This is a genomic window from Pigmentiphaga sp., assembly GCF_019689535.1.
In the GTDB taxonomy this organism is placed as follows: domain Bacteria; phylum Pseudomonadota; class Gammaproteobacteria; order Burkholderiales; family Burkholderiaceae_B; genus Pigmentiphaga.
Window position 1 is genome coordinate 1 of sequence record NZ_JADGHH010000039.1, and the last position, 22386, is coordinate 22386.

The window sequence follows — 22386 nt, forward strand, 5'->3', positions numbered from 1 at the left end:
CCTTCCGCCCCCGCCGCCCAATCCGGCAACCGCGTCCAGGTGATCGACCGCGCGATGACGCTGCTCGACATCCTCATGCGCACGCCCCGGGGCGCCTCGGCGCTAGAACTGGCCCAGGCGACGGGATTGGACCGCACCACCGTGCATCGCGTGTTGCGCACGCTCGCGCATTGGGGCATGGTGCAGGCGCGCGAGGGCACCTATACGCTCGGGCCCAAGTGCCTGGTACTGGGCACCGCCCATCACGACCGCTTGGGCATACGCCGGGCAGCACTGCCGCACGCGATCGAGCTCCAGGAAAAGGGGGTGGGCAAGCGCCGGGCCGTCGTTTCCATCTCGGTCCCAGCGCTCGACGAAGTCGTCATCATCGAACGTATCTGGACCCCTTCGGTGCCGCTGAACATCATTGCCGACATCGGCACGCACTTTCCGCTCGACGCCAGCGTCAGCGGACGCGCGATCCTCGCGGCGTGGCCAGCCGAAAAAGGCGCGGCGCACATCGGCGCAGAGCGTTACGCCGCCGTCAGCGAAAAGCTGGAAACCATCCGGGCCGGCCACGGCATCTCGTTCGCGCTCAGCGAAATGCGCCCTGGCGTCGGCACACTCGCCTGCCCTATCTACGGCCGCGATGGAGAAGCGGTCGCCGCGCTGATCGTGGCCGGACTCGCACTCGAAGACGAATTGCGCCCCGACTCACCCCTAGCCCAGCACGCCCGACGCAGCGCAGCCAGCATTTCCGCTACGCTCCAGGCCGGTTGACGATGGCGTGCGGAGCCTTTCCGGACGCCTGGGCCCAAGCATGACTGCATCGACCGTCCTGCTCTTTCTCGCCAGCGTAGGCGTCGCCGCCTATTGCCAAAACCTGACCGGTTTCGCCTTCGCGCTGCTCTTGCTGGGCATGGTGGGTGCCTTCGGGCTGATGCCCATTCCCGATGCCGCCAATGTTGCCAGCGTACTGAGCCTGGTGAATGCCTGGGCCTATTGGCGCTACAACCGCGTCAGCTTCGACTGGGAACTGTTGCGTCCGGTCCTGGCCAGCAGCCTGCTCGGCGTACTGGCCGGGGTGGTGCTCCTGGAATGGCTGAGCACCAACGCAGTCACCACGCTGCGCCTGCTGCTGGGCCTGGCGATCATGGGGTGTGCCGTGCTGTTGCTCATCCAGGGGGGCCCGCGGGAGCGGCCATCCGGCAAGCCGGCCCTGTGGTTCTTCGGCGGCCTGTCCGGCCTGCTCGGCGGGCTGTTTTCCACGTCGGGGCCGCCCATGGTCTACCACCTCTACCGGCAGCCCATGGATCGCGGCGCCGTCCGGGAATGCCTGTTCATGATGTTCGCGGCCAATGCCGCCCTGCGCCTTGTCCTGGTGGCGGGAAGCGGGCAGCTGACGTGGCACTCCCTTTTCCTTGCCGCCTGCGCCGTGCCCGTCGTCGCCGGGGTCTCCTGGTGGCAGTCCCGCCATCCCCCCCGCATCCCGCGCCGGGCCGTCGAATGGCTCGTGTGCGGCCTCTTGCTGCTGGCCGGCGCGAGCCTGGTCTGGACCTCGCTCAGCGGGGGCTGACACCCCGCGCAGGCCGGGCGGACTCGTCCTCCTGGCTGACCCTCATTCCTACGCTTTTGTAACCACCTTCAGGCCGAGACGTGCGAATCTCGTAACGCCATTGCGATATCCGCAATGGGAGCAACTTCTAGCTCTTACGAGGAAGCGATATGTCTCACCAAAACGCGTACGCCCGGCATTCGGGCCAACTCCTGCCCCTTTCCGAACAAACGACGGAAGTCCTGCCGTTCACGGTGCGGATCGCCCGCGACGAAGGGGCCCTCGAAAAAGCCATCGCCCTGCGTCAGTCGGCCTACGCCCGCCACGTGCCCGAAATCGCCAGGCATCTCGGCGCCGCGGAGGCCTACGACCACGACCCCGGCTCCGTCGTCCTGCTGGCCGAGTCCAAGCTCGACGGCGCACCGCTCGGCACCATGCGGATCCAGACCAATATGTGCGGGCCGCTCTGGCTCGAGCAGTCAGTCACCTTGCCCGACTGGCTGGCCGGCCACGCACTGGCCGAGGCGACCCGCCTCGGCGTAGCCAGCGAACGCACGGGCCGGGTCGCCAAGACTGCGCTTTTCAAGGCGTATTTTCTTTTCTGCGTCTACGCGGGGATCGATTGGATGGTGATCGCCGGCCGCTCGCCGCTGGATCGCCAATATGAAGCCCTCATGTTCCGCGAGGTCTTTCCGGGCCAGGGCTTCATTCCCATGCGGCATGCCGGCAATATTCCGCACCGCGTCCTGGCATTCGAGGTCGCCACGGCCGAGAAGCGCTGGCGGGAAGGAAGGCACCCGCTGTACCAGTTTGTGTTCAAGACCCATCATCCGGACATTCGGATTGACGGGAATTTGATTAACATTGACGCGCTACGCAATGCGCCGAAGAGGGAGGAGGCGGTACTGCAGCCGCAAATCTGAAATCGGCAAGCAAGGCGGTCCGCCTTCGGGCGGACCGCCGCGACATCGACAATCACCCACGAGCGAAAGGCGAACATGCAGCACCGTTCCGCGGAACCCCCAACCGGCATCACAGCGAAGATCGACTGGTTCCTGCGCAACTTCTCCTACTACGTCGTACCGGCTGCCATCTTCGTCTTCTCGCTCATTGCCCTCCTGCTCGGGCAACACATCTACACCGCCGACGGGAACCGCTCCCTGTCGTTCGCGGTGATGCAAGATACCGACCCGGACCGTTCTCCCGCTGGTGCGGCGCAGGCTCTCGCCAACGTGCAGCCGGTGACGTTCCACGACACACGGCTGTCCGAGATGCCCTTCTGGTTTCAATTCCGCGTTCCGCCGTCGAATGCGCCGCAGGTCGTCGAACTCCCGTCGCGCCACGCCAAGGAGGTGGCCTGTTGGGACGCCCAAGGCATGCAGCTGCTGGGATCAGCCGATCGCACGGTGTCCACCGGCCAGCTACAGCCCATCAAGGCCGGCTTCGCGCTAGACCTCGGGACATCGACCCAACCGCGGGAGGTGCTTTGCCGTGGCAGCTTCTCCGGCCCGGCACGCATTACGGTCCAGGCCTGGCCACGAGACGAGCTCGCGCTCTCCGAAGTGGCGTACCACCATTCCACGGGCGTGCTGGAGGGCGGGTTGCTGACGCTGGCGGTGCTGACCCTGATGACGGCCCTGATCAACCGCGATGCGCGCTACGTGCTCTTTGCGATTTGGCTGGTGGGCAATCTGCGGCTGGGCGGCATTACCATGGGTTTCGATACCCAATGGCTGGAGCGCGCCATCCCCGCAGACTGGATGCCGATAGTGCGCAAGCTGACCATCGCCTCGTACTACATCGTCACCTATACCCTGTTCAGCCAATTCCTGAAGACCGAGCTCAGCCGGGTCGGCTATGGATGGCTGTTGCGGGCCGGGTCGCGCGCGGGCGTGCTGCTGCTCGCGTTCGCATTCACCCTCGACTTCGCGCGGTTCCTGCCAGCCATGTGGGTGGTGGTGTCGTTCGGGATCCTCGTCGTCGTCTTCTTCCTCGCGCGGATGGTGATCATCACGCGCTCGCGCACTGCATTGTGGTATGCGGCGGCCCTGGGCATCGTGCTGTTTTCCAGCTTCTCCGAAGTCATCGCCGCCGCGTTCGACTTCAAGACATTGATAGGCACGCTCAACAGCGTCACCGCCGCGCTCGCATCCAGCCTGGTGGCGGCGTTCGCCTTTGCCGAGCAAATGCGCACCGAGCGAGTCGAACGCGAACATGCCGAGGCCGAGCTGCAGCGTGCCTACGAGGTCACGCCCGTCGGGCTGTTCACGCTGGAGCCGGATGGCCGCTTCGTGCGCGCCAACACCGCCATGCAGGAAAAACTGGGCCTGACCGGCAGGCCGCTGCAAGAACAGCGGTGGCAAAACTTCTTCGAGGCCGGCGCGTGGGAGCGCCTCAAGGAGATCGCCGAACGCGGCGGCGAAGCCGAAATCCAGGCCCTACCCATGGGTGGCCACGAGGCGCGCTGGTACCTTGCCAAGGCCACGCTTGCCCAAACCCGCATCGAAGGTTCGCTGCAGGACATCACTGAGCGCCGCAAGGCGACCGAGCGGCTGCGGTTCCTGGCCAACAACGATTCGCTGACCGGCGCCTTGAACCGGCGCGGCATCGAGCAAGTACTGGAAAACTCGCTCAAGCAGATCGATCCGTCCCGCCCGGTGGCGCTGGCCTACCTCGACCTCGACCGCTTCAAGCTGATCAACGATCTCTACGGCCACCAAACCGGCGACGAGGTACTCAAGCAGGTTTGCCAACGGATCAAGTGGTCGCTTGCAGACAATCATTACGTCGGCCGCATCGGGGGGGACGAATTCATCCTGGTGCTCCGCGACACCGCGATGCTGCCCGCCACGGAATTGTGCCGCCGCGTCATTAGCGACATCTGCAGCATGCCGTTCCAGTTGCGGCGCCGGTCCTTCCAGGTCAAGGTGTCCATCGGCCTGATCGAAGTCACGCCCGGGATGCGGGTCCAGGACGCGGTGTCGGCCGCCGACCGCGCTTGCCGCGAAGCCAAGAAGGGCAAGCATGGGCACCTGGTGATCTACAAGGAAAACGCCCCCGCCTTCCAGGAACGCGCCGAGGAACTGCGCCTCATCGAGGAACTCGGCAGCACCTTCACGCCCACCGGCCTGTCGCTGGTCATGCAGCCCATCATGTCGCTGCGCGCACCGGAAGCCTCGCTGGACTTCGAAGTGCTGGTGCGCATGCAGGACTCATCGGGCGCCATGATCCCCGCAGGGAAAGTGATCGCCGCGGCCGAGGCCAACGGCACCATCGGGGAACTGGACAAATGGGTGCTGACCTCCACCCTGGTCTGGCTGACCGAAAACCTGCCACGCCTGCCCAACACCCGCTTCGTCTGCGTCAACCTGAGCGGCGCGTCGATGAACGACGAGGCTTTCATCGAGGACACGTTCCGCATCCTGTCCCGATTCGGCAACGTCGTGAAATACCTGTGCATGGAGATTACGGAAAGCGTTGCCTTGCACGACATCGCCAACTCGCGCCGCTTCATCGACCGCCTGCGGGCCTGCGGCGCGAAGATCGCGCTCGACGATTTCGGCGCCGGATACACCTCGTTCTCCTACCTCAAGGAATTCGCCGCCGATGCGCTGAAGATCGACGGCAGCTTCATCAAGCGCATGCATGAGCACCCGGCCAATTACGCGATCGTGGAGGCCATCGTCGAGCTCGCCCGCAATCTCGGCATGCGCAGCATCGCCGAATGGGTCGAAGACTACGAGACGGTGGAAGCGCTTGCCGAATTAGGCGTAGACTACGTACAGGGCTGGGCCATCGCCAAACCCATGCCTCCCGAGGAACTGTTGCGCGCTTCGTCTTCCGCGAGCTTCATTACCGACGAGCGCCTGCGCGCCTTCATTGCAGGGGGCCCCGACTTCGACGGACGCGGCATTCCGGCATCCCGCCTGCATTGACGTTCCATCGCCCGAAGCGGCGATGGACGACGGCGCATTCCGGAATACGCACAGCTCGCACCTCTGTCGAAATCGGAAACCCCATGACGCGCCATTTGATGTATACGCTCCTGCTTGCCCTGTGCGTGGCGTGTACGCCGGGCCCCCGGTCGCCCGACGACCACGCCTCCAGCAGCGACGGCGTCACCGTGTACGGCGTCATCGACACGGGCTTCGTGATTAATCGCTAGCGAAAGCCCAGCGCGGCGCGGGTAGATTCGACCAGGGCCCCGCAGCGCCTTCAGTCCATGTATCCCACCGGCTGCGGGAAACTCAAGTAGTTTTTCGTCAGCTGCTTTTCCCGTTGCTGGTTCGGATTGGCGTTCAGGCACCAGTCATTCGACTTGGCATGCTTCTGCCCTTTGCTGGTGACCACGCTGCATTCGGCCTTGTCCACGATCTCCGGGCGATTGGCCGGACATTTGGAAACGTCCATGTCATCCGTGCAGGCCGCGAACTTGGCCTTGACCAGGATGGTGTATACGTTGTCGTCGAGGTCGGTAAACCGAACCTTGATCGGGTACGACGGCACCGTGCCGACCCGGAATCCGGCAATCTGGCTATTGGTCGGCATCACCACGTCCTGCTTGTCCATCTTGCAGTCCCGGTCCGCCGGATCGTGGTTCAACGCGCACACCCCATATTTCTTGATCAGTGGTTTATTGGCGTGGCCTTCCATGGACTTGGGCACCCCGATTGCGAGCGAAAACCCATCGGCATAGCTGAACTGCTGTTCGTTCTCCAGGCCCTTGGGGCCGCCCACCGTGAAGACCAAGCCGTCGCCCAACTCGCTCATGAAGCCCACCGCGTCATCCACCGAGAACGCATAGGTATTCATGTTCAGGTCGTCGTGGATCAGTTCGACGTACGGGTTGAACCGCAGGTTCAAGTCTGTTTCATGCAGGTGGTTGTATTGCAGCTCGTGGATGTACATGGACTGGATCTTGGCGTGGTCCCATCCCGGGATGCTCGTGTCGGCGGCGGAAAACCGTCCTTGGGCTTGACTGGCACGTCGTCGGTGGGCGGCAGCGTGCCTGAGCGCTGCGCGAAGATGTTGTAACCGCCGGGCAGCTTCAGTTCCCTCAGGTTGTAGACGGGCCAACCCTTGCCCGTGTCGCTATCCAGGAACGAGGCAAGGTGCTGCCGGAAGGCGGGCAAATCCTGGGTCGAACCGCTATAGCCGATGTACGGGTTGTTCTTGGGACCAATGGCCACGGGCATGTAGACGTGGTCCACATATGAGATGTTGTAGCCGACGTTCTCCGGCTTCAGCAGGCGCAGGGTCTGGCCCTCGGGAATGATGGAGTCGCCGAAGGTGTATTCGGACAGCTGGGCGTAGACATTCTCCGGGAACTGGACCTCGCTGGAATAGGTCGTGAGCGCACAGCTCGTCCCTTGAGCCTTGCACGTCACGTCCTTGGGCGTGGCCAGCTTCTTGTCGCTCCCGTCGCGCAGCCGGTCGTTCTTGTCCGCCAGCACCACGCGCCCGCCGTTCCACCAGGTGATATAGGTGCCCTTGGCCGGCTCGCTGTACAAGGGAAGCGTGATCGTCACGAACGAGTTGGGCGCCATGCCCTTGCCCTCGTTGACATACAACTTGTAGACGTGCGTGGCCGGATGTGGCTCCGTGGTCCGGAAGCACCCTTGTATCCACTCGTTGACCGCATTCTTGCTCGTCGCCAGGACGGGATAAATCGTGCCCTTGGTGTTGTTATGGATAGTGATGGTCTTGGCCTTGACGATCATCTGCTTGCCGTCGTAGTCCTTGCAAGCAATGCCGGAAGGCGCGCCGCCCAACGGCGGTGGCTCGGCCTCGGAGACCGGATCGCCGTCTCCTCCGCAACCGGACAAGAACAACGCCAGCGCCAGGCCGCACCCGAAGCGCGGCATGCGTGCCGAGAAATTGCGCAAATTCGCGCGCTGATGAAAAACGCCCATTTGATCCCTCGATCAAGAAACGCCTGGCCGAAATCCAGACGCCCTGAATGTACGCAGTGACGGGCTCCAACGGGGGCAGAAAGTACAGGCCTGCCGTCCCAAGTTCGGGGCAAGCGTCCCACGTCCGCGCATCCAAGCGCTGCACCGCACGCAACCCGGCGGAAGGCGGGGGAAGAAAGGCGTCGAGGGGGCGGAAAAAAAGGAAAAGCTGGAGCGGGTGAAGGGAACTATCCCCGGCATCCAACCCGTTGATTGATAACGGGTTTTTCCCATTCGCTACACGGGATAAGGCCAGATATTGTACCAGTCTGGCGTGCTAGTCAACGCAGCGCTTCCATCATCGTCCGGTGACGGCTACCCACAGCCATCGAGGTTCAACGTCAGTCGGTGATCGGTGGCAGGCCATCATCTGGCGGCGGGCTCATGCCCTTCACCCGCCCGATGAACCGCTTCATCGGTTCGGAGGGTTCGCCCTGCCGGCGCAGTAAGTAGGTGGTCAGCGTGGGCGGCGCGCCCGCCAGCGACCGAATCGCAATGTCCTGGCGTTGCCAAGTCTGCACCTGCGAACCGATGCAAAAGCCGATGCCGTAGCCGGCTCCCACCAGCGTCAGCATCACACCCAGGCTCGTCACGCGATCCGCCACCTTGGGCGCGACAGCAGCGCCTCCGAGCACCGCCTCGATCTGGTGGTGGCAGCCTGAAGCTGCCTCGGGATGGCACAGCACCAGCGGGAACTTCAAAGCGTCGTCCAGCTTGACCTGCGCGTGCGCCAGCAGCGGGTGGCGCGTCGGCACGATCACCGACAGCGGATCGCTCCAGGCCGGCTCGGCGACCAACCCATCGTTGACCGCATCCGACAGCGCAAAGCCGATGTCCAGCAGGTCGTTGTGCAGCCCCTTGAGCTGCTGCGAGAACGGCAACTCGAAGACCCGAATCCCCAACTCGGGCTCTTCCTCGCGGCTTCGCGCAAGTAAGGTGGCGACGCGTGGTTGAGCCAGGCTGTCGCAGATAGCAATGCGCAAATAGCTCTGGTAGCCTTGTGCCGCCCCTTTTGTGGCCTGGATGGCCTGATCCAGCGTCGTCAGCACGCGCCGGCACTCCACTAACAGCACTTGGCCGGCCCAGGTTAAGCGTGTCTGGCGGTTGCTGCGGTCGAATAGCGCCACGCCCAGTGCCTTTTCTAGGTCGCGCATCGCACGCGACAGCGGCGACTGGTCGATGCCCAACCGCTCGGCGGCACGTGCCAGGTGCAGTTCCTCAGCCACCGCCACAAAGTAGCGGAGCAATCTCAGTTCCATGACGGCCTCCTTGTTCGTTGTTCTGGCTCGGCCGTTCCGACCCGTTTCATTCGATCCATGCAGCAATCCCTTCGATGCCATGCCCGTCTCTACGAGGTGTCCGCGGTGCTTCGACAGTTCATGGTGTTCGTGAGAGGTCCGGTCGATCGCAGTCCACCGCGATGCAAAGGCAGGACCAGGCAACAGCCTCCAGCAGGCTTGCCATCACGTCCGACGGATAGTGGGCTCCAAGGTACACGCGGCCGAACCCCACCACCAAGGCCATCGGCACTGCAAGAACCACAGACGCCCCGCGCCAACCGGACGATGTTGTTTCGCGCCAGGTCAGATGAATGAGCATGGCCGCCACGGCGGCGGCTGCGATCGTGTGACCACTGGGAAATGCATAGCCATGAGCGGATACCAACGCATCCACCTGGGGTCGGGGCCGTTGAAAGACATTTTTGGCTAGCAGGTTCAGGAGCATGGCGCCTGGACCCATGATGAGCAGGAGGCAGAACTGGCGCCAGCGGCGCCGATAGATCTGCGTCGCGAGGATCACGATGACGAGGCTGGCGATGACCTTATCGTGGACACGGTTCACCCAAAGCAATACGGATGTCAGCACCTCCATGCGCAGCGTACTCAGCACCTCCATCCAGTAGAGTTCCAGGGCGCCGTGTTCGTGCTCGATCACCGCTTCATGCGCCAGCAAGAAGAAGAGTCCCGTGGCAAGAATGGTGACAGAGAATGGAAGCCGCGCCCAGCCAGGTTTGCGCAACCAGCGAAGCTCAAGACGGCTGATCATGAGAATCGCGCCCACAGTGCCAGGCACCAAACTAATCCGCACAGCACGAGCGCAATCAGCACAGCCGCGCTACCCATGTCCTTTGCGCGCTTGGACAGTTCGTGCTGCTCATAGGAAATCCGGTCGATTGCGGCCTCGATGCCCGAGTTGAGCAACTCGACGATCAGCACCAGAAGGAGCGAGCCAATCAGCAGCGCAAGTTCCCTCCAATCACCAGCCACCCAAAGAGCCAGTGGTGCGAGCACGAAGGCGAGCAGCACTTCCTGGCGAAATGCACTCTCCCCCATGAAGGCGGCCCTGAGTCCTTCCGCCGAGTGGGCCAGGGCATAGCCGATTCGTTCGAGCCCCGTGCGGCCCTTGTGCGGGTTGACGGCCCTCATGGCGCACTCCGCTGCCGCCGGCAGGCGCCGATCAGGTCCCGGTCAGCGACGTAGCGTTCCGTTTCGATGCGAAAGAGCCCCAGCACCGAATGGAACAGATTGTCGTGATGCGCCGGCTGGCTCGCGCGTCGGCGCAAGCAGGCCTCATCGATGCCGTCCCAGCCACGCGCGCCGGTTCCGCCAAACCACCAGACCATTGGCACGGCCAGTTGCTCCTGCGGTGCAATCGCATAGGGCATGCCGTGCAGATAGAGCCCCTTTTCCCCGAGTGACTCGCCATGGTCGGAAACGTAGATCAGGCCGACATCGAACCGCGCCTCTTGCGTAGCAAGCAGGTCTATGATCGATGCGACGATGTGATCGGTGTAGAGGATGGCGTTGTCGTAGGCATTGACGATCTCGTCCCTGCTGCAGTCTCGCAGTTCTGCCTTCTTGCACTCTGGTTTGAATTGGGCGAACTCTTGAGGGTAGCGCTTCGCGTAGGCAGGACCGTGATTACCCAATTGATGCAGGACAACCACGGTATCCTGCGCCGGCCCCTTGCTGGCGACATCAATGATTTCGCGCAGGCCTTCCACGAGAACCCCATCGAAACAGCGGTTGCCCGGACAAAGGGGCGAGTCGATGCTGCTGGAGGACACATCCTTGAACTCGACGCCCGCGCACACATTCTTGCAGCCGCTTTGGTTATCGAGCCAGACGACACGCATGCCGGCGCGAGCCAGCAATTGGATGAGCGACTCGCTTGCCCGGATGCGCGCCTCGTCGTAGTCGGCACGTCCTTGGGACGAGAACATGCAGGGCAGCGACACCTCCGTCGAAGTTCCGCACGCGCTCGTCTGCGGGAAGTTGATGATGGAGCGCTTGGAGAGTTCTGGATTTGTCGGTCGCGGGTAGCCGTTGAGGGAGAAGTTCATCGCCCGCGCGGTTTCACCGACGACCAGAACCAGCAGCCGCGGCTTCTGGCCAACCGCAGCGCTCGCAGTCCTGATCGGCATCAACGGTTCAGCAGTCCGCGCAGCATCTCTCAGATCGTCGGCGAGTACGCGAATCGTTGAATAGATGACGTTCGCAGGAGTGATTCGATAACGCAGCCCCTTCTGGTTCCGCATGGTTGACGAAAAGTCCTGGAATCCGAGCAGAAGTGCACCGATCCCTACTACGCTTACACCAACCACCGTGAGCACTCTCACACCCAGCGCCCTGCGCCACGAATGTTGGCGCAGCGGGATACGCCAGATTGCGACCGCAGCCACGCTGGCGAAGCACACATTCGCGATAAACCATGGCGTAATAAGTTCCGAGGCCTCTCGCACGTCGGTGCGCAGTGCATTGCGCAGCATCGACGGATCGAGTACCACGCCATACTGCCGCATCATGTGCTGTGCAATCAGGGCGCTCAATACGAACAAGGTCAACACTGGCCGCACCGTGAAGCGCGTGCTCAGAATCAGGGCCGGCACAGCGTGCAGCCAAGCAATGAGCATCGCGGTGGAGAAGACGAACTGCCAAGTCTTCGGATCGTCGAAACTCCGGCCGGCCAGCGCGATTTGCCAGAAAGGCAGGTTCGCAAACACCACCAGCAGGCCGATGACCACAAGCACCAAGCGCTCGACAGACCATTGCTTCGGGGGTGTTGCAGCGATCTCTTGTCTGACGTCAGCTTCGATCCGGCCTTGCGATGTCAGGCCGCTCATTGCTGACCCTCTGCTGAGACAGAGTTCGTATACGAGGGGGAAGCTCGGCCCGGGGCCATCAGCGGGCTGAACACCAGTGCCGCCATCCACAGGTCGATCGCTGCCGCCCACAAGTTGTGGCTCATGAAATGAGCCCCTTTAGCGACCTGCAGAATGCTGAAAGAAGCGCCGACGCCAAGCCCCAGCCAAAGGCCTGCTCGGCACAGCCTGGGGCGACGCAGCACTGCCCCGGCGAATGCGACCGCGACTATCGAGAAGCCGCCAGCCGCATGTCCACCCGGAAAGCAGCGACCTGCCTCCACGCGGGACACGAACCAAGTCGCGCTGTATTCGGCGGCACCGCCATAGGCCTTCAGGCTCCATGGGCAGGCGTGGCTGTTGATGTTCTTGAGCAGCGTGACGACGACTGGCCCGAGCGCCATGGCCAGAACCAGTGTCCAGACCAGCCTGCGATGCCGGGCAAATCCTGGAATCCTCGGAGCGGCAATCGCGACGGCGAGCAGCAGCATCCAACAGACCAGGACGACAGACTTGCCGACGCGATGGCCCAGCAGTTCGATCCAGCCATTGGTGCCGACCAGAAATCGGTGCTGCGCGGCATCGTAGAAATAGCTGCTCAGCGCGGCATCGAGTCCAGAGTATCTGAACAGCAGCGCGCACGCTGCAAGCCCCACAGGCAGCAACACGCCGACACGGAGCCAGAAATGGCTATGGGGCGGCCATGTGCCGCAATCTGATCGGAACATCGGAAGACTCCTTTTTCAAAGTCTTCAGCAGTGTATTGACAGGGTCGTGAGGCTCCCGTCGATACCTCGTCAAAGTTCCGTCAAATCGCCTGGGCTTCTTTAAAAGAAATCGAGAACTGCGTCCCTCTAGGGACTGCTGCAGTGACGCTCAGATGCCATCCATTGGCCTCGGCGACCTGCCGCGCAATGGCCAGGCCAAGCCCGCGCTCGAAGTCGCTCGCCGAGTGATTGGCGTCCTGAGCGGCGGGTGCGTCGGCGAGCCGCCCGCGGTAGTAGCGATCGAACACGAAGGCGCGTTCCTCTTCAGGTATGCCCGGCCCGTCGTCGGCGACGATCAGTTGCGTTTCCGCATAGCTGACCCGCAATTTGGCTGGAGCGGCATGCTCCGCCGCGTTGCGAAACAGGTTGCGCAGGATCGCCATCAACGCCTGCCGGTCCACGACTGCAACCACCTTCTTGCCGACTTCGTTGGATAGGGTCAGTGCCCGCTTCTCCGGCAGATCTCCAAGGCTTGCCCACGCATCGTCAATGCAATCAGCCAGCAGGACAGGTTCGGCCGGCGACGCCTGACCCGTTCGCAGGGCACGCATCGACTCCAGCGCGCCGGTGATCGCATCGATCGCGATGAGAGCTCTTTGAAGGCGCTGTGACGGCGTGACTCCCCTGGAGGCTTGTGACGACGCATGATCGCCATCGCGCAGGCCCTGGCTCTGCAGCATCTCAAGGTCCGTGCGGAGTGCTGTAAGCGGTGTACGAATCTCGTGGTGGATGTCGGTCAAACGCTCGTTCTCCCGAGCCAATCCCAGCTCCCAACGGGCTTGAACACGCTGGAAGGCCTTGAGAACACGTTGTTCTTCATCGGCAGGAGGCGCCTCTCCGGGCTCGGATGCCGGAGCCCAGTGGTCAAGCAATTGAGCGACCTTCTCCAACGGCGCGATCAGCACGGCGGCGACATACCTGGCAATCCACGCCGCCAGTCCGATGAAGACCAATGCCAGCGCGAAAACTTGTACGGCAAAGGCGCGTACCTTGTCTTCGTTGCGGACGGCGTTGTAGCGAACATATAGACGTCCCTCCGCCACCGGCATCACCATGATGTGATATTCCGCCCCTGGCGAGCTGTCCCAATGCGGGCCGTCCGTCAGGTCTTTCATCTCCGCCGGCAGTGGGCGAGGCACGGAACCGCCCTTGCCAACCCACCACGCCTCGTAGCTTTCCGGCAATAGGCTGTTGCTTATTGCGGCGGGGCCGCTCTCCGCGAGTCGAAGGGCCAAGCGATGGGTCTCGGCCAGGACAAGTTCGTCAACGAGTTCATCTTCCTGTTCATGTAGGGACAGCACTGCGATGCCGCCCTGGATGAGGGTGAACAGGGCGACCAGAGAGACCAGTGCGGCCATGACGCGTCGGCGCAAGCTCATGCTTCGTCCGCCGTTTGCAATCGCCAGCCAAGACCGTGGCGGGTTTCCACGCCATTGAACCCTTCTTGACTGAGCGCCCTGCGCAACAAGTGGATCTGGCTTCGCAGTGCGTCGCTGTCAGGCGGGCCGTCCGGCCAGAGGGCTTCCTCAAGCTCCGCTCGCGATACCAACCGACCGGGGTCTCGCATCAGCACTTCGAGGATTTTAAGGCAACGCGGCGAAAGGTGGACAACCTTGTCGCCAACAAACGCTTGCTGCGCTCGCAGGTCCAGCCTGAGCGGTCCTGCGCGAAGCGGGCCACTCGACATCGCACCAGTCGCTCTACGATGTAGGGCATGGACTCGTAGGGAAAGCTCCGCCAGCGAGAACGGCTTGACCAAGTAGTCGTCCGCGCCAGCCTCGAAACAGGCTTGTTTGCTAGACATGGCTTCCCGCGCGGTGAGCACCAGCACCGGGAGGGTTAGTCCCAGTTGGTGACGTAGTTGCTGCAGGACTTGCTGACCATCGAGCCGCGGGAGCCCCAAATCGAGCACCAGCACATCGAAGGTCTGCTGCCCCAACTGCACCAAGGCGGCCTTTCCATCGTAAGCGATGTCAACCGTATACCCTTGCGCTTCCAAATATTCGACGACGTTTTGCGCGATCGTCTGCTCGTCTTCGACGACGAGAACATGACACCTCGACATAGGCAGGAGTTTCCTCGCGGCAGTTAGCATGGGTATGCGTTTGAAGTTCTCACCCAAGGGTCCGGCAAATCTTTCTGAAGTCTCGTTGGCCTCGCCGGCTGGAGAGTTGCACGTTTCTACTTTGCTTGTCTGCAACAGGTTCAACATGGCTGAATCCGGCGACTGGCTAGTTTGCGCGCTGCTGTCTGCGATATTCGCGGCTGCGATAGCGGTCTGGCCAAGACTGGAGTACAGGGAATCGACACTGACCTGGTTACCCTAGTATGCACTGTTTTCATAGGTGTCCTTCTATCGCTGTTTGTGCTATTTACCGGCAAATGGAGTAATCCGCTCCAACGCTCCAACTGCCTAATAGATCGTTATTGTTTCTCTTTTTGTCGGCCGTTGCTACCGGCGCATCCTGGGTTTGCTGCTTCAGGACACTGCAAGTCGGTCCAGTTTCACTCGTGGCGCCCATCGATAAATTGAGCATCGTGCTGGTAATCGCGTTCGCTATCTTGTTTCTCGGGGAGCGTCCATCGCTGCGTTAATGGCTGGCAGTTTGCATCACCGGCGCGGGCGTCGTCATGCTCGCGCTTAAGAAGTAGCCCCACGTCAAGCCAAACCGGGTAGTGTCCCGCTCGCCACGACCCACCTTTCCGCTGCGGCGGTCCATCCGTAGCTCCTGCGCTGATGGTACGGCTGGTCAGGCCTTACCGGGCTGCGACGGTCGGCCGGCCACGTTGCTGATCGCACTACCACGCCAGAGGGTGAGAACGGGCCGCGTCGGTAGCGTGCAGGAGGAACACGGGACTCAGTGGAACTGCCGACGCCTCGACTGGCCGGCGTGTCCCGCACGCTGACGAAGCCGTTGTGGCCAAGGGCGGGGGCGTCGCGGTACGCCTGTTGGCCGGGGCACCCCACATCGTACTTACTGCGCCCCTGCACGTCATTGACCGAAACCCAAGAACGCTTCGCACAGCGCGCGCGCTCCACATCCTGATGTTGTGGCATGAGGCTGACGCGGCGAAACTCACGACACCTCGCCGTCGGCCGAGACGTGGGCGAAATGCATCTGAGCATCACCCTCGGGACGGTTCGCATTCCGATACAGACGTGATTCTTCCGCGCCGGTTCGGCTCCCTACGATCATGTGGACTGATCACATCAATAGGGAGCAAACATGAACTTACGCCATCTTCGCTGCTTCATCGCCGTGGCCGAGGAACTGCACTTCGGCCGAGCCGCTCGGCGGCTCCACATAGAATAGTCTCCACTGTCACGCACGATTCGCAAGCTGGAGATGAATCTGGGCGTGACATTGCTCAGGCGCACGCCGCGCGGCGCCAGCCTGCCGGCTACACGCTGCTCGCGGCGCAGGTATCCACGCCAGGCACGGCCAGCCCCCCGGCCCAGCCGGTGGCTCCAGCGCCCGTTGTGCGTGTTGGTGGTCATGCTCATATGCCTCGGCTTCAGTGGTGCCTCACCTCGCGGAGCGGCCGGTCGTGGCCTGCCCTCCAGCATAGACCGCGATCAGGAGGGCGGGTTGCGGCCGGCAGAGCCGGGTTGGCTCGGGTCGCAGATCGATTAGATTCTGCACGATAAATCAAACCTTATGCTACTTTCCATGCACGTTCTTGCAATGGCTCTAGGAGTCGATTGGATTCTGTGTTATTTTTATAACATGGATGGAAATTCTCGGCACCAGGTAATCAAGCGACTATGGATGGAAATTCTCGGCACCAGGTAATCAAGCGACTGCAGGCGGGACTCCCCCGCGGGGCGCCGTTCGACCTTGCCACCCTGAGCCAGTTCGGGGTGTCGCCCCAGCTCGCCGCCCACTATGCCGACGGCGGGTGGCTCGTGCGCCTGGCCCATGGCGTCTATGCCTTCCCGAACGATGAGTTCGGGGTCTACGGTGCGCTGAAGTTCCTGCAACAGCGCGTGCCCGGCCTGCACGTCGGCGGCAAGAGCGCCCTGGCCCTGCAGGGCGTGCGGCACAACCTGGGCAGCCGGGAGACGCTGGTGCTGTGGGGCGACGGTCGTTTCGCGTTGCCCGCCTGGTTCACCTCGCGCTTTCCGGCCCGCTATGTCCACGCCCGCCTGTTCGACTGGCCGGATACGGCGCTGGCCAGCAAGACTCTGACCACGCCGCCTGGCCTGCCCGAGGATCTGCGGGTGGCTGCCTCCGAGCGTGCCGTTCTGGAGCTGCTGTACGAAGCCGGTGTCAAGCAGAGCCTCGAAGAGGCCCGCAACATCTTTGATGGACTGCGTTCCCCCCGCAAGGACTTGCTCGGGCAACTGCTGTCCTGCTGCGCCAGCGTGAAGGCCGTGCGCCTGTTCCTCACCTGGGCGCGCGAGACCAGCCTCGTGGATGTCGACGCCCTGCTGGAGCAGTACCCGGTTCGCACCGGCAGCAACACGCGCTGGATGAGCCGGCTCGATGACGGCACCCTGCTGAGCCTGAGACCTCATGGATAAGACCTACGCGGATACCGTTCGCCTGCTGCTGGCCGTCGCGCCCGACGTGTTCGCCAACGACATCTTCGCCATGAAGGGCGGCACGGCCATCAACCTCTTCGTGCGGGACATGCCGCGCCTGTCGGTGGACATCGACGTGGTGTACCTCCCGTGGCAGACGCCGCGCGACGAAGCGCTGCAAGCCATCAACCAGGAGCTGGCCGCCATCGCCACGCGCCTTGCACCACTGGGCGTGCAGACACGCCTGGTTCGGGCCAAGGACCTGGGGGACACCAAGCTGATCGTCGAGAACGACGCCCACCAGGTGAAGATCGAGGTCAACGTCGTGTTTCGAGGCAGCGTGCTGCCCGTCGAGCGGCGGCCTCTGAGCGCCAAGACCAGCGATCTGTTCGGCGTCGAGTTCGAGTTGCCGGTTCTGGCACCGGACGAGTTGTACGCCAGCAAGCTGGTGGCCGCGCTGGATCGGCAGCACCCCCGCGACCTGTTCGACGTGTGGCAGCTCTACGAATCGGGCGACATCAGCGACGGCATGGTCGAGTGCTTCGTGATCTATCTGGCGGGCCACAACCGGCCGCCCCACGAAGTGCTGTTCGGCAACGACAAGGATATCGCCGGCGAGTACGAGCGGGCCTTTGTCGGCATGACCGAAGTGGACTGCTCGCTGGAGACACTGCTCGACGCTCGCGCCAGGCTGCGGCGCGAACTGCCACAGCGACTGAGCACCGCGCACAAGCAGTTTCTGAGCGGGCTGGTGCGCGCAGAACCGGACTGGTCGCTGGTGCAATGCCAACACGCCGCTCAACTGCCGGCACTGCGCTGGAAGCTGAGCAATCTCGAAACCTTCCGCAAGCGCCGTCCCGACGACTTCGCAGCGCAATCCGCCGCCCTCGACACCGGCTTGGGCCAGAGCTGACGAACATCCCGCAGCGCCCCACTTGCCGGGATTGCCCCATGCCGCATTCATCGTGGCACCCGCGCAGCAGCGGCCGTATACCCAAAGGCTTCCGACAAAGGCCAAAGGGCTGGGAAGGGGCAAAGGAAGGGCGCCAAGGGGAAAGGCCCTATCCTGAAAAGGCCAAAAGGCGCCCCCGAGCAGCCCGTCATCCGGGGGTTCGCCATGCTCTCGCTGTTCCAGCGCAAACGGGTGCCACCCACCGCCACACCGCCCACATCCGCCATCGAAACTCCGAAAGGGTTGATGCGGCCGGAGTCGGCCGCATCGCTGCTGGCCACGCCGCGTCGGCAGAAACTGCTGGAACACATCTGGCAGCGCACATCGCTCTCGCGCCGACAGTTCGCCACGCTCTACCTCGCCCCACTGGAGCGCTACGCCGAGCTGGTCCAGCAGTTCCCGGCCTCCGAGAACCACCACCACGCCTATCCGGGCGGCATGCTGGACCACGGCCTGGAGATCGTGGCCTACGCGCTCAAACTGAGGCAGTCCCACTTGCTCCCGGCCGACGCCTCGCCCGAGGCCCAGGCCGCGCAAGCCGAGGCCTGGGCCGCCGGTACCGCCTACGCCGCGCTGTTGCACGACATTGGCAAGATCGCGGTCGACCTGCACGTCGAGCAGGCCGATGGCCTGGTCTGGCACCCCTGGCACGGGCCGCTGCGGCAGCCGTACCGCTTTCGTTACCGGACGGATCGCGAGTACCGGCTGCATGGCGCCGCCACTGGGCTGCTCTACACCCGTGTGCTCGATGCCGGCATCCTCGACTGGCTGAGCGACTACCACGATCTATGGTCGGCGCTGCTCTACGTCCTGGCGGGCCAGTACGAGCATGCCGGCACGCTGGGCGAGCTGGTCGTCAAGGCCGACCAGGCATCGGTGGCCCTGGCGCTCGGCGGTGATCCGGCCAGGGCCATGGCGGCGCCGAAGCATGCGCTGCAGCGCAAGCTGCTGGATGGCCTACGCTACCTGCTGCGCGAGGAGTTCAAGCTGAACCAGCCCGGCGGCCCGTCGGATGGATGGCTGACCCAGGACGCACTCTGGCTCGTCAGCAAGACGGTCAGCGACAAACTGCGCGCGCATCTCCTGTCGCAGGGCATCGAAGGCATCCCATCGAACAACACCGCCGTCTTCTCGGTGCTCCAGGACCATGGCATCGTGCAGCCCGCCCCGGATGGGAAGGCGATCTGGCGGGCGACCGTCACGAGCGGCACCGGCTGGTCGCACAGCTTTACCTTCCTGCGCCTGTCGCCGGCCTTGATCTGGGAGTCGGGCGAGCGTCCCGCACCGTTCGCCGGCACGGTCACGACGGAAGAGCCCCTCCCTGGCGATGAGGCAGCGCCGGGCTCCGACGGCATCCCGGCCACCTCACCGCCCCCTGGGGTGGCGGATTCCCCGGCCGGGCTCGCGGACCCGGTCTCCGATCTGCTGTCGATGCTCGATGCGTCCGACGCAGCCACCGCCGGTGCATCGTCCGCCGGCGCGGAGCCGCCGTCACCATCCGCCGGAGCAACTGTGACAGTGACCCATTCGGCGCTGACCGGTCCTGCCACGATGCCGGCTCCCGCGAAGGCCACGCCGTCCGGGGAAGCCTTCATCGCCTGGCTCAGGCAAGGCATCGAGTCGCGCAAGCTCATCATCAACGATGCGAAGGCACTGGTGCATACCGTCGATGGCACGGCGTACCTGGTCAGCCCCGGCGTCTTCCAGCGCTACGTGCAGGAACATCCGGAGATCCAGGCGCTGGCCCGACAGGACGATCTGCACGACTGGCAATGGGTGCAAAAGCGCTTCGAGAAGCTGGGGCTGCACCGCAAACAGGACAGCGGCCTGAACATCTGGACCTGCGATGTCACAGGACCGCGCAAGTCGCGGCGGTTGCACGGCTATCTGTTGGCGGCGCCTTCGGCATTGTTCGCGGAAGTCCCGCCGGACAACCCCTACCTGTCCCTGGTGCGCGGCTAAGAGTCTCCTCGCTGCACACGGGAAGCGCGCCTGCCGACCCTATGTCTTGCATCGTCGATACCCCCTCATGCTCGATGGGCGGCCCAACCCTTGAAGGTGAACGCGCAATAGAAAAGGTCGATGTCCGTGAATCCAGCCTCGCGGAGCAGATCGACATCCTGCGCGGGCGAAAGCACGGGCAGCCGTTCCTTGATCGCCGCGATGCTGCCTTCGGCTTGACGCACGGGTACGCCGGAAGTAGCCGCGAACGCCGCATTGCGCGAGAGCCATCTGTCCCGACCGGGATCTTCGCCGGGAAAGCTGTGATGCGCGACGACAAGGGGCGCACCGGGCTTGAGTCGCAGGTGCATCTGCTGCAGCGTCTTCAGGCGCTCGGCTGGCGGCAGGAAATGCAATGTCAGCAGGCAGGTCGCGCCATCGAAGGGCCCCTTGGGGGCGCTGTCGATATAGCCCTCGTGCAAGCGCACGTGAGGCGCCATCGGGCCCAGGATCGTGCGGGCGAGTTCGAGCATCTCTGCGGAAGGATCGACGCCGTCGAACTGCCAGCCGGGCTGCATTTCAGCGAGGGCCTTCAGTTCCAGCCCGCCGCCGGCGCCGAGCACCAGGATGCGCGCGTCGGCCGGTGCGCGTTCGGCCAGCAGCACGCCCGCCATCCGGTGCAGGTCGCACAGGCCCGGCACGATCCTCGCGGTTCTTTCCGCATAGCCCGATACAGCCGTCGGGTCGGAGAACGACGTCATCGAGCGCGGCCTTCCGCTTGCGCTGGCTCGATCGTCTCGGGCCAAAGCAGTGATCGGTGAATCTGGGCGCCGGTCATGGCACCGTTGCCCACGGCCAGCGACACCGAATGCGGTGCCCGCGCGACATCGCCGCAGGCAAAGATCCCAGGCACCGAGGTCTTGCTCTCGGCATCCGTGCGGATCTGGATGCCCATGGGCGTTTCTTCCAGTGCACAGCCGATTGTCCTGGCCAAAGGGTCGGAGGGAACGGTTCGCGTTGCAACAAACAGGCCCGCAAAGCTCAGTCGCCTTCCGTCCACCAATGTCACGTCGGCATGCCCCTCGATTTTGTCGATGCGCGCCTCTTCGATGACCACGCCTCGGCGTTCCAAAGTGGACCTGATTTCCTCATTGAGTTCCAATGCACCGTTGACGAACAAGGTGACATCCCCCCAATCCGTGAGCAGTTCAGCCTGATGGATGGACATCGGGCTGGCACCGACGATGCCGATGCGGCCTTGTCCAAGTTCATAGCCATGGCAGTACGGGCAGTGAAAAACCGTCTTCCCCCAGCGTTGCGCGAGCCCGTCGATGGCTGGAAGCTGGTCGGTCACCCCCGTCGCCAACAGAATGCGTCGCCCCAGGTGCGACTCGCCATCAGCCGTCGTGACGGTGAATTCATCCGCCTGCCCGGCGACAGCTTCCACCCGACCTTCAAGCCAGGTCAGCGTTGGATAGGCTTGAAGCTGGCGGCGTGCGTTTGCAGCGATTTCACCTGGCGGCACACCATCCTGGCCGAGAAATCCGTGTGAATGGCTGGCGAAGCGGTTGCGCCGCTGGCCCGCATCGATCACCAGCACTGACCTGCGTGCGCGCACCAGTTGCAGGGTCGCGGCCATGCCTGAGTAGCTTCCGCCGACGACGATCACGTCGTGATTCATGATTTATTCCTTGAGTGTCGTAAGGCCGCATGCCGGCGTGCGAAGTCAGAGGCCAGATCGGCAAGGGTGATTTCCGAAAACCGCGTGAGCAGCAGCGCCTCGGCTTCGGCAAACGTGCCTTCGAGTGCCGCATTGACCGTCTGCTCGACCAGACACTCCGGTGTCTCGTTGCGGTTGCCGATGGCAAACGTCGCCGGCTCTCCCAGGGCTTCGTGCAACTGACGCAGGGTGACGCTGCCAAGGTCGGCGTGGATACGCCATCCTCCTGCGTGGCCTCGTTCGGAGGTGACGATTCCCGCTTGCCGCAGGTATCCCATCGTGCGTCGAACGACGACCGGGTTGGTTCCCAGGCACAGCGCCAAGGTTTCCGAGGTAACGGGTCCATCCTGCTCGGCCATGTGCAGCAGCGCATGCAGGACAGACGAGAGGCGGCTGTCTCTTTTCATGAAACAAATGATGTTACGAAAAAGGCCGAGTGTCAAATGCGAGGTGGCAATGAACACCTGGCAAGTCACAGCCTTGACGTACAAGAACGTTGTTGACACCTCACCGCCATGACGGCATGGCTATTCGGTGCCGCTCTCTTCCTCGGACAGTTGCGCCTCGGTCGCGGCCATCAGCGTCGCGGCCGAGCACCCCAGCCCCTTCGCGATCCGCAGGATCAACACCAGCGTGGGCATGTGCTCGCCGCGCTCGATCTTGCCCATGTGCGACCGGGCGATGCCCGCCTGTTCCGCGAGCACCTCCTGCGCCAGCCCCTGCGCGGACCGGGCCTCGCGCACGGCAACGCCGAAAGCGCGCGCTGGCTCGCTTTCATAGGTTCTTGTCCCTGCGGGTCTCCCGCGTTGCACCGATCGCTTCTGCATCAACAGAAGCGTCACGCGCAAAGCGAAT

At 63.4% G+C, this 22386-nt stretch carries 22 protein-coding genes and 2 pseudogenes; 10 read left to right on the forward strand and 14 right to left on the reverse strand.

Translation table 11 applies throughout. The features are described 5' to 3' along the window. From IRZ12_RS05405 to IRZ12_RS05425, 5 genes are all read left to right on the forward strand, one after another. The coding region (locus tag IRZ12_RS05405) for an IclR family transcriptional regulator (protein ID WP_296465266.1) at nucleotides 1–759 on the forward strand (759 nt) is incomplete at its 5' end. A 40-nt stretch (nucleotides 760–799) separates the two neighbouring features. Further along, a complete protein-coding gene (locus IRZ12_RS05410) occupies nucleotides 800–1555 on the forward strand; it encodes a sulfite exporter TauE/SafE family protein (protein ID WP_296465269.1) in 756 nt (251 codons plus the stop codon). A gap of 149 nt (nucleotides 1556–1704) precedes the next feature. Beyond that, the gene (locus IRZ12_RS05415; protein ID WP_296465272.1) at nucleotides 1705–2457 is read left to right on the forward strand and encodes a hypothetical protein; all 753 of its coding nucleotides are present in this window, start codon (nucleotides 1705–1707) and stop codon (nucleotides 2455–2457) included. A 75-nt stretch (nucleotides 2458–2532) separates the two neighbouring features. Further along, nucleotides 2533–5469: an EAL domain-containing protein gene (locus IRZ12_RS05420; RefSeq protein WP_296465274.1), complete on the forward strand. Its 2937-nt coding sequence runs from the start codon at nucleotides 2533–2535 to the stop codon at nucleotides 5467–5469. A gap of 83 nt (nucleotides 5470–5552) precedes the next feature. Next, nucleotides 5553–5699, forward strand: a complete 147-nt coding sequence (locus tag IRZ12_RS05425; protein ID WP_296465276.1) for a hypothetical protein — start codon at nucleotides 5553–5555, stop codon at nucleotides 5697–5699. Between the two features lie 50 nt (nucleotides 5700–5749). Here the strand turns inward: IRZ12_RS05425 and IRZ12_RS05430 are convergent, their stop codons facing one another. From IRZ12_RS05430 to IRZ12_RS05470, 9 genes are all read right to left on the reverse strand, one after another. Then, on the reverse strand, nucleotides 5750–6442 hold the full coding sequence (locus tag IRZ12_RS05430) for a hypothetical protein (protein WP_296465278.1): 693 nt from the start codon (nucleotides 6440–6442) through the stop codon (nucleotides 5750–5752). Further along, nucleotides 6394–7446 carry a hypothetical protein gene (locus IRZ12_RS05435; RefSeq protein WP_296465281.1) on the reverse strand — a complete coding sequence of 351 codons (1053 nt, stop codon included), beginning with the start codon at nucleotides 7444–7446 and terminating at the stop codon, nucleotides 6394–6396. The genes IRZ12_RS05430 and IRZ12_RS05435 overlap by 49 nt, the downstream gene beginning before the upstream one ends. 380 nt (nucleotides 7447–7826) lie before the next feature. After that, nucleotides 7827–8744: a LysR family transcriptional regulator gene (locus IRZ12_RS05440; RefSeq protein ID WP_296465283.1), complete on the reverse strand. Its 918-nt coding sequence runs from the start codon at nucleotides 8742–8744 to the stop codon at nucleotides 7827–7829. Between the two features lie 118 nt (nucleotides 8745–8862). Continuing rightward, nucleotides 8863–9531 (reverse strand): phosphatase PAP2 family protein, encoded by a 669-nt coding sequence (locus IRZ12_RS05445; RefSeq protein ID WP_296465285.1) that lies wholly within the window; start codon nucleotides 9529–9531, stop codon nucleotides 8863–8865. Beyond that, nucleotides 9528–9911 (reverse strand): diacylglycerol kinase, encoded by a 384-nt coding sequence (locus IRZ12_RS05450; RefSeq protein ID WP_296465287.1) that lies wholly within the window; start codon nucleotides 9909–9911, stop codon nucleotides 9528–9530. The genes IRZ12_RS05445 and IRZ12_RS05450 overlap by 4 nt, the downstream gene beginning before the upstream one ends. Next, a complete protein-coding gene (locus IRZ12_RS05455) occupies nucleotides 9908–11608 on the reverse strand; it encodes a phosphoethanolamine transferase (protein ID WP_296465289.1) in 1701 nt (566 codons plus the stop codon). Before IRZ12_RS05455 ends, IRZ12_RS05450 begins: the two co-directional genes overlap by 4 nt. Continuing rightward, a complete protein-coding gene (locus IRZ12_RS05460; protein ID WP_296465291.1) occupies nucleotides 11605–12354 on the reverse strand; it encodes a phosphatase PAP2 family protein in 750 nt (249 codons plus the stop codon). Before IRZ12_RS05460 ends, IRZ12_RS05455 begins: the two co-directional genes overlap by 4 nt. An 80-nt stretch (nucleotides 12355–12434) precedes the next feature. Then, nucleotides 12435–13772: a HAMP domain-containing sensor histidine kinase gene (locus tag IRZ12_RS05465; protein ID WP_296465293.1), complete on the reverse strand. Its 1338-nt coding sequence runs from the start codon at nucleotides 13770–13772 to the stop codon at nucleotides 12435–12437. Further along, complete coding sequence (locus tag IRZ12_RS05470; RefSeq protein ID WP_296465328.1) at nucleotides 13769–14458, reverse strand: response regulator transcription factor; 690 nt, start codon at nucleotides 14456–14458, stop codon at nucleotides 13769–13771. Before IRZ12_RS05470 ends, IRZ12_RS05465 begins: the two co-directional genes overlap by 4 nt. A 374-nt stretch (nucleotides 14459–14832) precedes the next feature. Here IRZ12_RS05470 and IRZ12_RS05475 point away from each other — a divergent pair, with 374 nt between their 5' ends. After that, nucleotides 14833–14988 (forward strand): EamA family transporter, encoded by a 156-nt coding sequence (locus IRZ12_RS05475; RefSeq protein WP_296465331.1) that lies wholly within the window; start codon nucleotides 14833–14835, stop codon nucleotides 14986–14988. A gap of 632 nt (nucleotides 14989–15620) precedes the next feature. After that, a pseudogene (locus IRZ12_RS05480) lies at nucleotides 15621–15782 on the forward strand (LysR family transcriptional regulator); the annotation flags it as partial. Here IRZ12_RS05480 and IRZ12_RS05485 read toward each other — a convergent pair. Further along, nucleotides 15770–15898: pseudogene (locus IRZ12_RS05485) on the reverse strand (DUF3742 family protein); the annotation flags it as partial. The pseudogenes IRZ12_RS05480 and IRZ12_RS05485 overlap by 13 nt on opposite strands. Before the next feature lie 261 nt (nucleotides 15899–16159). On the opposite strand from IRZ12_RS05485, the gene IRZ12_RS05490 reads away from it, so the two are divergent. The 3 genes from IRZ12_RS05490 (at nucleotide 16160) to mobH (ending at nucleotide 19832) form a co-directional block, all read left to right on the forward strand. Continuing rightward, nucleotides 16160–16918 (forward strand): type IV toxin-antitoxin system AbiEi family antitoxin domain-containing protein, encoded by a 759-nt coding sequence (locus IRZ12_RS05490; protein ID WP_164926676.1) that lies wholly within the window; start codon nucleotides 16160–16162, stop codon nucleotides 16916–16918. Continuing rightward, a complete protein-coding gene (locus IRZ12_RS05495; RefSeq protein ID WP_015038852.1) occupies nucleotides 16911–17831 on the forward strand; it encodes a nucleotidyl transferase AbiEii/AbiGii toxin family protein in 921 nt (306 codons plus the stop codon). Before IRZ12_RS05490 ends, IRZ12_RS05495 begins: the two co-directional genes overlap by 8 nt. Nucleotides 17832–18035: 204 nt before the next feature. After that, entirely contained in the window at nucleotides 18036–19832 is a 1797-nt protein-coding gene (gene mobH, locus IRZ12_RS05500; protein ID WP_296465304.1) for a MobH family relaxase, read from the forward strand. A 65-nt stretch (nucleotides 19833–19897) separates the two neighbouring features. On the opposite strand, the gene IRZ12_RS05505 is transcribed toward mobH, so the two are convergent. The 4 genes from IRZ12_RS05505 to IRZ12_RS05520 all read right to left on the reverse strand — a co-directional run bounded on the left by IRZ12_RS05505 (nucleotide 19898) and on the right by IRZ12_RS05520 (nucleotide 22358). Further along, nucleotides 19898–20572, reverse strand: a complete 675-nt coding sequence (locus tag IRZ12_RS05505) for a class I SAM-dependent methyltransferase (RefSeq protein ID WP_296465307.1) — start codon at nucleotides 20570–20572, stop codon at nucleotides 19898–19900. Then, complete coding sequence (locus tag IRZ12_RS05510; protein ID WP_006489015.1) at nucleotides 20569–21492, reverse strand: NAD(P)/FAD-dependent oxidoreductase; 924 nt, start codon at nucleotides 21490–21492, stop codon at nucleotides 20569–20571. Before IRZ12_RS05510 ends, IRZ12_RS05505 begins: the two co-directional genes overlap by 4 nt. Further along, nucleotides 21489–21938, reverse strand: coding sequence for an Rrf2 family transcriptional regulator (locus tag IRZ12_RS05515; RefSeq protein WP_032972743.1), 450 nt, complete (start codon nucleotides 21936–21938; stop codon nucleotides 21489–21491). Before IRZ12_RS05515 ends, IRZ12_RS05510 begins: the two co-directional genes overlap by 4 nt. A 120-nt stretch (nucleotides 21939–22058) precedes the next feature. Next, nucleotides 22059–22358 carry a helix-turn-helix transcriptional regulator gene (locus tag IRZ12_RS05520; RefSeq protein WP_027350562.1) on the reverse strand — a complete coding sequence of 100 codons (300 nt, stop codon included), beginning with the start codon at nucleotides 22356–22358 and terminating at the stop codon, nucleotides 22059–22061. Between the last annotated feature and the right edge of the window lie 28 nt (nucleotides 22359–22386).